This window comes from Psychrobacter celer, from assembly GCF_016107555.1.
Classification (GTDB): Bacteria; Pseudomonadota; Gammaproteobacteria; order Pseudomonadales; family Moraxellaceae; genus Psychrobacter; species Psychrobacter celer.
In genome coordinates this window covers 1-13,262 of sequence record NZ_JABASU010000014.1, presented here as the reverse complement: position 1 = coordinate 13,262, position 13,262 = coordinate 1, and the positions used below count along the sequence as shown (strand labels likewise).

At 47.0% G+C, this 13,262-nt stretch carries 10 protein-coding genes, 2 tRNA genes and 2 pseudogenes; 4 read left to right on the top strand and 10 right to left on the bottom strand.

Annotated elements, in window-relative coordinates:
* The first annotated feature begins 16 nt into the window (after positions 1-16).
* Positions 17-1,402, top strand: coding sequence for a peptidylprolyl isomerase (locus JFC05_RS07850; protein WP_198336473.1), 1,386 nt, complete (start codon positions 17-19; stop codon positions 1,400-1,402).
* Between the two features lie 324 nt (positions 1,403-1,726).
* Here JFC05_RS07850 and JFC05_RS07845 read toward each other — a convergent pair whose 3' ends face one another.
* From JFC05_RS07845 to JFC05_RS07825, 5 genes are all read right to left on the bottom strand, one after another.
* Complete coding sequence (locus tag JFC05_RS07845) at positions 1,727-2,467, bottom strand: MauE/DoxX family redox-associated membrane protein (RefSeq protein ID WP_198336472.1); 741 nt, start codon at positions 2,465-2,467, stop codon at positions 1,727-1,729.
* A gap of 106 nt (positions 2,468-2,573) precedes the next feature.
* Positions 2,574-3,047, bottom strand: coding sequence for a DUF305 domain-containing protein (locus JFC05_RS07840; RefSeq protein ID WP_198336471.1), 474 nt, complete (start codon positions 3,045-3,047; stop codon positions 2,574-2,576).
* A gap of 236 nt (positions 3,048-3,283) precedes the next feature.
* The gene (locus JFC05_RS07835; RefSeq protein WP_198336470.1) at positions 3,284-4,252 is read right to left on the bottom strand and encodes a copper resistance protein B; all 969 of its coding nucleotides are present in this window, start codon (positions 4,250-4,252) and stop codon (positions 3,284-3,286) included.
* Between the two features lie 24 nt (positions 4,253-4,276).
* Positions 4,277-5,980, bottom strand: coding sequence for a copper resistance system multicopper oxidase (locus tag JFC05_RS07830; protein WP_198336469.1), 1,704 nt, complete (start codon positions 5,978-5,980; stop codon positions 4,277-4,279).
* Positions 5,981-6,036: 56 nt separating this feature from the next.
* Positions 6,037-6,633: a DUF411 domain-containing protein gene (locus JFC05_RS07825; protein WP_420850567.1), complete on the bottom strand. Its 597-nt coding sequence runs from the start codon at positions 6,631-6,633 to the stop codon at positions 6,037-6,039.
* A gap of 257 nt (positions 6,634-6,890) precedes the next feature.
* On the opposite strand from JFC05_RS07825, the gene JFC05_RS07820 reads away from it, so the two are divergent.
* Both JFC05_RS07820 and JFC05_RS07815 read left to right on the top strand, forming a co-directional pair.
* A complete protein-coding gene (locus JFC05_RS07820; RefSeq protein WP_198336501.1) occupies positions 6,891-7,601 on the top strand; it encodes a heavy metal response regulator transcription factor in 711 nt (236 codons plus the stop codon).
* A complete protein-coding gene (locus tag JFC05_RS07815; protein WP_198336467.1) occupies positions 7,598-9,079 on the top strand; it encodes an ATP-binding protein in 1,482 nt (493 codons plus the stop codon). Before JFC05_RS07820 ends, JFC05_RS07815 begins: the two co-directional genes overlap by 4 nt.
* A 147-nt stretch (positions 9,080-9,226) precedes the next feature.
* On the opposite strand, the gene JFC05_RS07810 is transcribed toward JFC05_RS07815, so the two are convergent.
* The 4 genes and pseudogenes from JFC05_RS07810 to msrB all read right to left on the bottom strand — a co-directional run bounded on the left by JFC05_RS07810 (position 9,227) and on the right by msrB (position 10,459).
* A tRNA-Asp gene (locus JFC05_RS07810) sits at positions 9,227-9,303 on the bottom strand.
* Between the two features lie 49 nt (positions 9,304-9,352).
* Positions 9,353-9,428 (bottom strand) — tRNA-Val (locus JFC05_RS07805).
* Positions 9,429-9,896: 468 nt separating this feature from the next.
* Positions 9,897-10,037: pseudogene (locus JFC05_RS07800) on the bottom strand (glutathione peroxidase); the annotation flags it as partial.
* Positions 10,034-10,459, bottom strand: coding sequence for a peptide-methionine (R)-S-oxide reductase MsrB (msrB, locus tag JFC05_RS07795; protein WP_100749890.1), 426 nt, complete (start codon positions 10,457-10,459; stop codon positions 10,034-10,036). The gene msrB and the pseudogene JFC05_RS07800, both read right to left, overlap by 4 nt.
* A gap of 542 nt (positions 10,460-11,001) precedes the next feature.
* On the opposite strand from msrB, the gene JFC05_RS07790 reads away from it, so the two are divergent.
* Entirely contained in the window at positions 11,002-12,645 is a 1,644-nt protein-coding gene (locus JFC05_RS07790; RefSeq protein WP_198336466.1) for an aminotransferase class I/II-fold pyridoxal phosphate-dependent enzyme, read from the top strand.
* Between the two features lie 68 nt (positions 12,646-12,713).
* Here the strand turns inward: JFC05_RS07790 and JFC05_RS07785 are convergent.
* Positions 12,714-13,262, bottom strand: a pseudogene (locus JFC05_RS07785) (RNA-guided endonuclease InsQ/TnpB family protein); the annotation flags it as partial.

Below are 13,262 nucleotides of genomic sequence, written 5' to 3'. Positions count from 1 at the left end.
ATTGATGAGGAGCATCATGAGATTTTTTTCTGTACGTCAGACCAGCCGCGCGGTACTGCTATCTATGGGTGCCAGCCTTGCGCTCACTTTGAGTGCTCAAGCGGCAACCGTCAAGCCTGCGAGCGTCCAAGCTGCTGATCCAACCAGCACCAGTCGTTTAACACCAGCAAACAGTACCGACGGCATCATCGCTTTGGTCAATGAAAACGCTATCTTAAAAAGCGAGTTGGTTGAGGCCATTCAGCAAACTCAGGCGCGCGTCCAAGCCGCGGGCGAGCCGATAGCCAACTCAGCACAGCTACAGTCTGAAGTACTAAACGCCCTTATCTTGCGTGAGTTACAACTATCGATGGTCAAACGCATCGGCCTGACGCCCGACGACGCGGCCATCAATCAGCGTCTTGGCCAAATCGCACAGGCTGAAGGCTTAAATAGTATCGCAGCCTTGCAACAGCGCCTAGATGCCGCCCAACCTGGTAGCTATGCTGCTCTGCGCGCGCAACTGATCGAAGACGCCGCTATTCAGGCATTGCAGCAGCGCCAAATCAGTAGCCGCGTACGCATCAGTGAGCAAGACATCGATGCATTTTTGGCCTCACCTGAAGCCAAACGCCTAAACCAAAGTGAATACCAAACCATTCATGTGCGCGTGCCTTATATGGACGACTATAGCCGCCTATCTGAGGCGCAGCGCGAAGAAGCACTAAAAGTCGCTCAAGCCCTACGTACGCGCCTGCTTACGCCAAATGTCGATGTCACAGAGGCCATCGCCGCCAGTCAAGGCAGCTACCCTATCCCGCTCCAAGGTGGCGATATGGGCTTCCATAAAGCAGCATCTCTACCGACAGAACTATCTAGCGAGATTACCAAACTCGATGTAGGCGCTGTCAGTGCACCGCTCATCACACCAGAGGGTATCGATATCATTAAACTGGCTGACAAAAAAGCCAGTGATACCATGCTAGTACCGCAGTGGCATACTCGTCATATCCTCGTCAAAGTCGATGAGCTGCAGACAGACGCCCTTGCAGAGCAAAAAATCAATGACCTATATGAGCAGCTACGCGGTGGCGCTGACTTTGCAAGCTTGGCCTCGACCTACTCAGATGATCCAGGCTCTGCCGGACGTGGCGGCGATTTGGACTGGGTTAGTGAAGGCGATATGATAGGCCCATTTGAAGCCATGATGAAAAACACCACCGTGGGCGACTACTCTGCTCCTTTTAAAACGCAATTTGGCTGGCATATCCTGCAAGTCGAAGGCAAACGTCAGCAAGACGTCAGCGACGAATATCGCCGCAATATGGCACGTCAAGCCCTGTATCAACGCCTAGCGCCGCAAGCAAAAGAAGACTGGCTCCAAGAGCTACGCGCGGGCGCTTATATCCAAGTGCTTGGCTAAGTGCCTATTGGTATATAGTGAGTTTAGTATAAAAACGATACAGTGGGACTGGGATAAATTTTACGCAGCCTCTGTCGGCGCAGGCACAGCACGCAAGGAAAATTTATACCAGTTCCACGTTGATATATAATGTATCTGTTTTATTTAGAATCGACTATATAAGCATAAGCTGTCGTATATACATCGACAAAAACACCACTGTCAAAAAAAGGGTACAAGCGCTGGCATGTACCCTTTTTTGTTGCTTAGTAGGTGGCAGATTATCGTAAGAAACACACCTAACGCTTGTATTTCTATTATCAATTCAATCGATTACAAACACGATTATAAAAATCTAACCAGCATATAAATCCCCATAGCGACCATCATGATGTTTTCGGTCAAAGACACAAAACCGAGCGGTACATTTGAGTTACCGCCCACGCAAGCACATTTAAGCTCACGCTTGTCTATATACACTGCTTTGAACACCGAGACACCATTGATACCGCCGATAACTATCGCAACGACAGCCGCTATGATACTCAGCCATGCCACACCTGCGAGCATAGCAATACCGACAAAAGCCTCGGCGAAAGGATAAACATACGCATAGCGCACAATTTTGCGTGCTAATAAATCATAGCCCAAAAACTGATTGGTAAAGCTTTCTAAATCCTGTAGCTTTTGAATGGCAAGCACAATCATCGATAAGGCGATAAACCAGATAAGCGTTTGTATCGTCAATAGCGTACCGCTCATGCCCCAAGTCAGCGAAAGGCTGGCCAGCGCGGTGGTAGCAAATATGGCAATCACCGGCGTGTAGCTAAAGCCCTCCTTTTGAGCAACCTTTTTACCAAAGTAGGTTTGCAGGTCATCATAGCCACCTACGCGCTCGCCATTAATAAGTATTTGCGGGGTGGTAGTGACATTGAACTTTTCTTTGACCGCTTGCGTCTCAACATCATTGTTTAAAGGTTTGTCCTCAATCTCATAGCCTTTACGCTGCAATAAATCGAGCGCCTTTAACCCAAAGGGGCAAACATGATCGGCTTTTACCAGACGGTAGACGGTTGCTGTTTTCATGCTCAATACTCCCTTCACTTTATTCTCACCGATAGCTCAGTGTGCAAACGTTGTAGTCAGTACGAATATGGACACATTAGCGGTCAAACCCGATGCCTTTGCTCGGCTACTCTAGCTCTTTTATCAGCTGCTGCATCTCGCCGATTTCGCGCTTTTGCGCTTTGATGATGTCATCGGCAAGCTGGCGCACGCGCGGGTCATCAATATCGGCGCGCTCACTGGTCAAAATAGCGATAGAATGGTGCGGTATCATCGCCTGCATCCAATCCACCTGATCGACGGTTTGCTGTGAGCGTACGCCCCATAAGCCAAAAGCAAATAGCACGATACTAAGACCATAAATCATCAAATTGACCTTAGTTTTTTTATACATATTACCCATAAAAGCAAGCATGATAACGGCCATCATCGCACCCATATATAGCGCCATATAAGCACGGGTCTCACTAAAATAGACGTGATCCCATTTATACGTATTAAAGTACATCATGATGTACATGACGATGGTGGAGGTCAGAATCATCAGACCAAATTTGACATAAGGATTCATTTTTTGCTTATGGTTCATATCGTTGTTCATGCGATTACTCCTTTTTTATAGTTATATGGTTAAGCCAATTTAAAATTGATCTTTAGTTGCTTAGTCAAACCATTAATATACTTATTAAATTCAGCTAAATAATAATTTAACAAAAAAGCACCTTTTAAAAGGTGCTTGTTTAGTCGTTAACACGTTAGTAATAGTATCAAGGTTCATACTAACGTTAATCTCAGCACTCTAAATAATGAGATATTTGTGCATTTAGAACTAGGAACCTAGAACCAAAATTTTACCCCTGCGGTGACGCTACTAGTATCAACATCTTCGTTGTTTTGGCGACGTAAGTCTCTTGTATCTCCTAACGCTGTCTCATAGCTAAAACCCACATAAGGGGACAGCTGACGACTAAGCATCTCATAGGTGAGCCGAACTTCAGCTTCTAAATCATTAAAGCCTTTGGTAATGTTATTGTCAGTATCATCCTTGCTAAATACCGTTAACCCAGCTTCAGGTATCACCACCCAATGCTGATCCAAGCGCCACTCATATTCTGCACCAAGATCGAGCTGGACTTGACCATCAGTATAAACGTAGGCTCTAGCATCAGTCTCAATAAAGTAAGGCGCAGTGCCGACGATACCCGCCATCAGTGCTGACTTGTCGTTTTCAGTGTTATAAGCGATGCCCGCTTCGCCATTCCAAAAGACACCAAGCGGCTGCCAATAAGCAAGCGAGCTTAGACTATCGATTTCTTTGTCATCTTCGGTCGCGGCGTGACCTTCAGTACGTAATCTAAGACGGCTACTATCATCACCATACCAACCCTCTATCTCAAAGTTGATTTGATCGTCCTCGAACTGATAGCCTAAATCATCTACCGATATGCCCCAAGTAGGCAAACTACCCATCATCACAGGCTTGCCAAATTCACCATAACCTACGCCATTGGAGTAATCAGGGCTACGCGCATCAGCTGGCGGCTCTCCGCCTTGCATACCCGACATATCCATACTGTTGTGATCCATGCCCGACATATCCATGCTGCTGTGATCCATGCCCGACATGTCCATACTGCTATGGTCCATATCCGACATGTCCATACTGCTATGGTCCATATCCGACATGTCCATACTGCTGTGATCCATGCTTGACATGTCCATTTCAGCTGCCGCTGCTAAGGGTGACGTTAGCAATACCGCAGATGATAAGCCAATGAATGGCAGACTTTTTTTAATTGTTTTCATAATAAACTCACATTCCACAATTCATTAAACGACAGCAACTTCTCTAAACATGCCGGCTTCCATGTGATAAAGCAGATGGCAATGCCAAGCCCAGCGTCCCGCCTCGCCCGTCACATCATAACTAACCTTTTGCGCAGGATGTACTAAGATAGTATGCTTGCGTACTTGAAAGTCGCCATTAGGCGCACGCAAATCACTCCACATACCATGTAGATGCATCGGGTGGCTCATCATGGTGTCATTGACTAAGGTAATACGCACGCGCTCGCCCGGTTTGATATTGACAGGCGGCGCATTCTTAAACATGATGCCATCGAGCGCCCAGATATAGCGCTCCATGTTGCCTGTTAGATGTATCTCAACCTCGCGAGTCGGTTTGCTCTGCTCGCTTATAATCTCATTGCCAACAGAACGCAGCTGGCTATACGTCAGCACCTCTCTATCGATGTTACGCAGATTAATCCCAGGATCATCGAGATTCATGCGCGGACTATCGACGCGCATATCGGTCTTAAAGTCATACTCGGTCTTGGCATGGTGTGCGTCATAACCCTTATCGCCCATCGCCCCCATCATATCGGCCATCGTCAGCCACTCAATGCTGTCCATCTTAGGCGTGGCAGCGCGCGCGCCTTTTTTAGTGGCTAAGGTTGCGGTCACATAATCGGTGCGATCGATGTTTTGCGCAAAGATAGTATGGGCGTCATTAGTTGGCGTGACGATGACATCGTAAGTCTCAGCGACGCCAATGCGAAAATCGTCGACCTCGACAGGCGCGACATCGTTACCATCAGTGCCAACGACTTTTATCTTAAGACCCGGTATGCGCACATCAAATATCGTCTGCGCAGAGCCATTGATAAAACGCAGCTTGACCGGCTGTCCTGCTTTGACCAGCTGCGCCCAATTAGCGGCAGTGGTTTTACCATTGATCAGATAAGTGAAGGTTTTCTCACCCGATAAATCACTAAAATCAGTCGGCATCATACGCATCTGATTCCACATCTTGCGCTTATCAAAAGCGGCCTCCATATCGATGGCGGCGATATCAGAAAGGAGTTTTTTGAAATCTGGTAGATGATAATTATCAAAGTCAGCGCGCTGTTTGAGTAGTTTGAGTAACGTATGCGGATCACGGTGCGTCCAATCACTGAGCAAAATCACATGATCTTCTGCCACCGGATAGCGCTCCACCGCTTTTGGCTCGATGACGATCGCGCCGCGCATACCCGTTTGCTCCTGAAAGCCTGTATGCGAGTGATACCAATAAGTCCCTGATTGTTTGAGTTTGAACTTATAAGTAAAGGTACTATTGGCAGGGATGCCGTCGAAGCTAATACCCGGCACACCGTCCATCTCAAAAGGTACGAGCAGACCATGCCAATGAATAGAAGTCGGCTCATTCATCTGATTGTGCACGCGGATGATGACCGTATCGCCCTCTTGCATCTTCAGCGTTGGCGCAGGTAGTGAGTCATTAATCAGCGTGGCCATACTGGATTTTCCATTAACGATAACAGGCTTTTTGCTGATATAAAGATCGAACTCATCACCCGTCAAAATAGGCACTTGATGATCGGGTCTATCGCTATTAATGACCGCCTTGCTTTGCGAGCCCGCAAGCGCACTATTTGCCATCGTTGGTAGGCCAGATAACATGGACGCCCCTACCAAGGCGGACGATCCTGTCAAAAAATGACGGCGGTTGAGCGTATTTTTATTATTCATAAGATGACTCGTAATAAGGAATTAATAAATACTAAAATCTCTAAAAACGCTTCAAACTATAGTTGCTGCTGCGGCGACTCAATTTGTGCATAAACCGTGCTGCTACCGTCTTTGTTAATTTGCATGATCCGATACGGATCAAATCTGTTTTGATACTCCATACCTGGACTGCCCATAGGCATACCCGGCACCGCAAGGCCAATCGCCTCGCTTGGCGGATTTTTTAGGAACTGTGCCACGTACTTGGCCGGGACATGACCTTCAAACACATAGCCATCACTCGTCACTGTAGTATGGCAAGAGCGCATATTATTAGGTACGCCGTAGCGCTGTTTAAATACCGCTAAGTCGGTGACGTCTTGACCATCTGCCGTCATACCATGATCCTCGGCATGACCGATCCACTCTTTACAGCAGCCACAATTGGCATCTTTGTAGACGGTGGCCGAGACGTTTTGTAAAATGGTGGATGACGGCTGCAGGTCTGATGCCTTTGTGTTTGACGCTGGGCTTATAGCCTCTACTGGTACTTGTGTGCTCGCCGTCGTTTGCTTATCAGCTGCATCGACATCTGGCTGACTACAAGCCATCAGCCCAACGCTCGCCGTCAATAAAACAACGCCACCCAACCGCTTATGGTCTGTATTAAACATCATGCTTTTATCCTTTTTTATCCCATTGCCTTGTATCAGATAATACTGTAGAGCGGGCGGCCTTTTACTAAGTCAACAGCCGTTATAAAGGCAGCGGCCGCCGATGCCGTTCATAGCCTATATACTAGCGACCCCATTCTGACCAGCAGATGACATGCAGATGACAATCCTGTCATCTTTGCCACCATCGATGTTCATAGCAAACAGAATCCTTTAGTATGGCCTTATGCTATGAACCTGATCTGCGAGGTGGGATGATGAAGGTATTACTGGTAGAAGACGAGATCAAACTTGGCGAGTATATAAAAAAAGGACTGACAGAAGCGGGGTTTGTCGTTGAGCATCATACAACGGGTCTAGATGGCTATCATGCACTCATGACCGATGAGTATAGCGTGGTGCTGATGGATGTCATGTTACCTGATATCAGCGGCTTTGAGCTGATACGCAATTATCGCGCTGCCGGTAAGCAGACGCCTGTGCTGTTTTTGACCGCAAAAGACGAGTTAAGCGATAAAGTCAAAGGCATCGAGATCGGCGGCGATGATTATCTGACCAAACCTTTTGCCTTTGCCGAGCTGATCGTGCGTATAAAAAGCCTCTTGCGCCGCGCCAATCAAGCAGACTATAACAGCACGATATTACAGATAGCAGACCTACAGATGGATATCGCCAAGCGCACTGTGCATAGAGGCGATACAGCCATTAAGCTGACGGCCAAAGAGTTTGCTTTGTTGCAGTTTTTATTAGAGCGCCGAGGTGAGGTGCTCCCGCGCTCTGTCATCGCCTCACAAGTATGGGACATGAATTTTGATAGTGATACCAATGTCATCGATGTGGCCATCAGACGCCTACGGCTCAAAATCGATGATGACTATGAGACCAAGCTGATTCACACCGTGCGCGGTATGGGATATCGCTTAGATGCGGCAGATACTGCCATAGCAGAGACGGATAACGCGCGATGAAATACCGCTTTGACAATCGGCGCTTACCACTATTATGGCGTACGATTTTTTTATTGACGATCTTTGTCGTCATCTCCCAAATCGTTATTTATATTTGGGTACAACGCTCGGTCAGCGGCCACTTTGAGCAAATGGACTCAGAGATCATCACACATGCTGCCTTTAATTTGCGCAAACGTGCCGATTATTTCAATGAACGCACGACGGCGACTTTGCCATTGTCCTCTACGTCTTCAGCGCCACTTTATCCTGATGACCTGCACGCCTCATGGTCAGACTATAATCTAAAAATCCTAGTGATTGACAGACAAGGGCATCGACTGTCCAGTGCGCCAAGTGGCTTTGCCCATGAGCTGCCCGCGGACTTTGACCTTTGGTCATTATGGCAAACGCATCGCGAGCAGCAATTTGTCACCAAAATCAACGACCGAAACTACCGCGCGGTGCTCATCAAAGACGAGCAGATCCTCGCCTTGATTGCCTTACCAATCGATGTCCATCACCAGTACCTTTTACAGTTCAATCGTCAGCTAAGCCTGATTTTACTTGCGATTACGTTGTTACTGGTTTCTGTTGCGGCCCTGAGTGTCTATTGGGGATTTGCGCCTTTATCCACCATTGTACAAAAGATGCAAGGCATCAATCCAGAGCGCTTGGATGAAAGAGTGAGCGTCAGTGACATGCCGCGCGAGCTACGGCCTTTGGCCGAGTCTTACAACCTCATGATGAGTAAACTTGAGGGTAATTTTGCTTCATTACTGCGGTTTTCGGACAATATTGCCCACGAGCTGCGCACACCACTGGCCACCCTTGGCACACAGACCCAAGTCATGCTGAGTAAAACTCGAGATACGGAAGAGTACATCGAGCAGCTACACCATCAGCACGACACACTCCAACAGCTATCAAGCCTCATCAATAATATGCTGCTGCTTGCCAAAACTCAAAAAGGGCTAAATGACTCACAGCTTGCGCCAGTAAATACTGAGGAGTTGATCATAAAACTACTGGATTATTTTGAGTTGATAGCCGAAGACCGCCACTTACTCTTTAAAAAAACAGGCAGTTTTGAGGTGGTATTGGGCGATGAAGGTCTGCTACAAAGACTGTTTGCCAACCTTATGTCAAACGCCATACATTACGCCGCCAGTGACAGCGTCATTAGCGTCGACGCTGCCATCGAAGACCCATCGGAGCTGCAACCTATCAAACCCTCTAACATCAGTACAGCTCATCGGTCAGCGCTCATTATCACCATTACCAATCGCATGGCGCAGCCTATCAGTCAAGCAGCAGCAGATAAGCTGTTCGAGCGCTTTCATCGTCATCATACCACTACCAACATGCATGCTGGATCGGGGCTGGGGCTATCTATCGTACAAGCCATCGCCCAAGCCCATGACGGTACTGTCAGCATTCGCATCAGAGATCATGAGTGCTTTGCCGTGAGTGTTAAGCTGTATCTGGCGCAAGTATAGTGGAGTCCAAATACATCAGCTATGGATACTTGTCTTTTACCAACAGATCTTCTACCAACAGTTTTTGCAGACACAAAAAAACCTCAAACAAAGTTATGTTTGAGGCGAAACTTGCTTAAACTTGAGAGTTTAAATTCGTTTTAAATATGGCGCAGCGGACGGGACTCGAACCCGCGACCCCCGGCGTGACAGGCCGGTATTCTAACCAACTGAACTACCGCTGCTTAGGTCGTCTTAGCATCTTGCCTTTATAAAGGCCCACTTGCTAATAAGTGGTGGGTGATGACAGGCTCGAACTGCCGACATTCTGCGTGTAAGGCAGACGCTCTACCAACTGAGCTAATCACCCTGAGAAGCGTTAAAAATTGCACTGCAACTTTATCTTCGCAAGAGAATCTCCCTTAAAGGGAAAATTCCAACAGAAGCTGACTGACTAAAGCCCCGCTCTGTGGGTGTGTATTATATAGATTTACACATGGCTGTCAAACGGTATTTTGCCTTTTTTTCATGATTTTCTTTTATTTTAAAAAAACAATCAGCAAACCTATGTTTTTATTGATTTTATATTTTTCAAAATTTACAGATATTTCTTATATTGACGCATTTTGGATGCACAGCGTGGCTCACTATCCCATGTTATAGTGAGTTCAGTATAAAAACGATACAGTGGGACTGGAATAAATTTTACGCAGCATCGAGCGGCGCAGGCACAGCACGCAAGGAAAATTTATACCAGTTCCACGTTGACATATAATGTATCTGTTTTATTGATAATCGACTATATCTATGAAAACCCTGACCTTTATTACTGCGAGCACAACCCCTCTAGCCCTTCAAACTGCGGGGTAAATTGGCACTTGCTGGCCGTATTGACGACCAGCAAGACTTTTTTTATATCAAAAAATGCTGGCGCGATGCCATTCATACGCTCTGCGGTAAAATCATACAAGCAGGTTATTTTGCAGATTTATCCAAATCAATAGAGACCGAGTTGATACAGTAGCGCATACCTGTCGTCTCACGCGGTCCATCAGGGAACACATGACCCAAGTGCGCGCCGCAGTTGCTACAAGTCACCTCGGTGCGGCGCATACCTAATGAGTTGTCTTCATGCTCATCGATAGCGGCATTGTCGATACCTTGATCAAAGCTTGGCCAGCCGCAGCCTGCATCAAACTTGTTGTCAGCATCGAATAACTTTGCACCGCAGCCTTTACAGCGGTAGATACCTTCGTCATTGACATCATTATAAACGCCAGTAAACGGACGCTCCGTGCCTTTTTCGCGCATCACATGATACTCTTCGCTACTCAAACGCTCGCGCCAGTCAGCGTCGGTCAATTGACTGATTTCTTCTTTACTAAGTTGGTTGTCTTGCATGGTTTATCCTTATTTATCGGTTTTGTCTGATTTTTTGTGATTAATCGCTATAACATTATCTCGCTACAACACCATCTCGCTATAAAACTACCAAAATACAGAGCCAGTTAAGCCCATGATAATAATAACGATGCTGTGTATTTGTTGATACAACCAGCATTATTCAAGGCTTCTACTACAACAATATCATTCTACCCCTCAAGTCTAATGAGCACTGTAATAAAAATGATAAGAAAACAGCGCTTCTCCCTTTGGCGACCTATAAGCGTCTTATATTTTATATAGTCAAATTGGCTAGGCGAATTGGTCATGCTTTAAAAACCGAATAGCTTGGCAAAAGCTACAGATATACTCAAGGCACAGCTTAAAGATATATCTTGCAAGTTATTCTTGCATTGTAAAATAAACCAATAGATACGGCTTGCATTGATAGATGAAATGCAATAATATCTTGCATTAGGTATTAAACATTTATGCGCCGCAATCACAGATTTACTGATGCGTAAGACTCGCACTACCACATATATATAGGCTTAAACGTAATGGCTGATAATAATAAAAAGAGCACTCAGGCTGAGCGACTGGTGCAGCTGCGCCGTGATAAAGGGCTGACCGCCGAGCAGCTAGCCCAAGCGATGACTGCCGCTGGCGCTAAGGTCAGTCGCGGCGCTATCTCTAACTGGGAGCGTGGCACCAACGGTATCGTCTCATCCAAGCTGCCGACATTGGCACGTATTTTGGGCTGTAGCGAAGGGTATTTGCTGCGCGGTGAGAGTGCAGCTAATACAGAGCTGCCATGCCCTAGCAGCGCCCCTGAGGTAGTGATGGCGCAATCCGGAGGCCAGTATCGCGCGTTAGACGAGCATATCAGTCAATCCCAAAAACCGATCAGCCAAGCTGATGCAGCCATGACACAAGCTCCTTCATCAACCAACCAGACAAGCGATCCCTTTATGAATACAATAAAAAAGTCTGACAAATTACAAAACGTCTGCTACGACATTCGTGGCCCCCTACTTCAGACTGCCAATAAAATGGAAGCAGAAGGCAAACGTATTTTGAAGCTCAACGTTGGCAACCCTGCGCCCTTCGGTCTAGAGGCGCCGCATGAGATTTTGCGCGACGTATCAATGAACCTGCCAGAGGCGACTGGTTACTCAGACTCGCAAGGGATTTTTTCGGCGCGAAAGGCCGTGCTGCAATATTATCAATCAAAGGGGCTGCTCTCTGCCGTCGATGTGCGCGACGTCTATCTGGGCAACGGCGTGTCTGAGCTGATTGTGATGACCATGCAGGCGCTGATGAATGATGGAGATGAAGTACTGATTCCGATGCCAGACTATCCACTGTGGACGGCCGCTGCAAATCTGGCTGGTGGCACCGCTGTCCATTATCGCTGTAATGAAGACGATAACTGGCACCCAGATATCGAAGACATCAAATCTAAAATCACGCCCAAAACCAAAGGCATCGTCGTGATCAACCCCAACAACCCCACAGGGGCACTCTACAGCGACGAGCTGCTACGACAGATTATTGAAGTGGCCAAAGCGCATAATCTGATCATCATGGCTGATGAGATTTATGATCGTATCCTGTATGATGATACCGTGCATACACCGATGAGCACGTTGACGGATGACGTGCTGGTACTCTCCTATAATGGTCTCTCAAAGTCGCACCGTATCGCAGGCTTTCGTGCCGGCTGGATGCTGGTTTCAGGACAAAAGCAACACGCCGCCGACTTTATCGAAGGCTTAGATATGCTGGCGTCCATGCGTTTGTGCTCCAACGTCCAAGGCCAGTACGCGATTCAAACGGCGATGGGCGGCTACCAAAGCATGAAAGAGCTGACCTCAAAGACGGGGCGCTTGTACAAGCAGCGTGAAATGGCCGTCACTCGCCTCAATGCCATTAAAGGCATTTCTTGCACCATGCCGCAGGGCGCGTTTTATTGTTTTCCCAAAATGGATCCTGAGGTTTACCCTATCGAAGACGACATGGCCTTTATGATGGATCTACTAGTAGAAGAAAATGTCCTGATGGTACAAGGCACCGGGTTTAACTGGGACAAACCTGACCACTTCCGCTTGGTATTTTTGCCCAATATCCATGACTTAGAAAATGCCATGGATCGCTTGGATCGCTTTTTTGCCAAAAAACGTCAGCAGTTTGGTACGGATTAGTCCCATCCACTATCTGTGACTGAGCGCCAAGATAGGATAGGTTCTACATTTTTGACTTCCTCCCCTCCCTAAACGGAGGGGATACCTACTAAAGACGGCCAAGCCCGACCGCGAGAATGTTTTTTGCTCCATTAACATCTCTGTTATGGGTCGTTTTACAAGAACGACAAAACCACTCTCTTATACCAAGACCTGATCTACCTTTCGGACTGTCTTGGCGGGAGCCGCAACACGAGCAGGTTTGGGTGCTGTACGCTTCATTGACTTCGATATAGTGGCAACCTGCGTTCGCGCATTTGTAATCCAGTTGCCGTTTAATTTCAAACCAACCAGTATCATAGACGGATTTGGCCAGTTTGGATGAAGTGAATGATGTTGATTTAATCTTACCAACAACGATTAAGCTGTTGGCTTTAACAAGCTTTGATGTGAATTTATGGATTAAGTCTTGGCGGGTGTTTTTAATCTTGGCGTGAATGGCACGGACCCGTTTTTTGTTTTTAGCACGTTGGGCAATGGCCAGTTTTTCGGCGTATTGATGGGTGACTTTGATTTGTAACTGATCACCATCACTACTGACTGCTGAATCCTTACAGCCTAAATCAATACCAACTTGG

Coding starts and splice junctions, on each gene's coding strand:
- JFC05_RS07850 (WP_198336473.1), top strand. CDS start 17: ATGAGATTTTTTTCTGTACGTCAGACCAGCCGCGCGGTACTGCTATCT.
- JFC05_RS07845 (WP_198336472.1), bottom strand. CDS start 2,467: ATGAAAACAGCAACCGTCTACCGTCTGGTAAAAGCCGATCATGTTTGC.
- JFC05_RS07840 (WP_198336471.1), bottom strand. CDS start 3,047: ATGAACAACGATATGAACCATAAGCAAAAAATGAATCCTTATGTCAAA.
- JFC05_RS07835 (WP_198336470.1), bottom strand. CDS start 4,252: ATGAAAACAATTAAAAAAAGTCTGCCATTCATTGGCTTATCATCTGCG.
- JFC05_RS07830 (WP_198336469.1), bottom strand. CDS start 5,980: ATGAATAATAAAAATACGCTCAACCGCCGTCATTTTTTGACAGGATCG.
- JFC05_RS07825 (WP_420850567.1), bottom strand. CDS start 6,633: ATGTTTAATACAGACCATAAGCGGTTGGGTGGCGTTGTTTTATTGACG.
- JFC05_RS07820 (WP_198336501.1), top strand. CDS start 6,891: ATGAAGGTATTACTGGTAGAAGACGAGATCAAACTTGGCGAGTATATA.
- JFC05_RS07815 (WP_198336467.1), top strand. CDS start 7,598: ATGAAATACCGCTTTGACAATCGGCGCTTACCACTATTATGGCGTACG.
- msrB (WP_100749890.1), bottom strand. CDS start 10,459: ATGCAAGACAACCAACTTAGTAAAGAAGAAATCAGTCAATTGACCGAC.
- JFC05_RS07790 (WP_198336466.1), top strand. CDS start 11,002: ATGGCTGATAATAATAAAAAGAGCACTCAGGCTGAGCGACTGGTGCAG.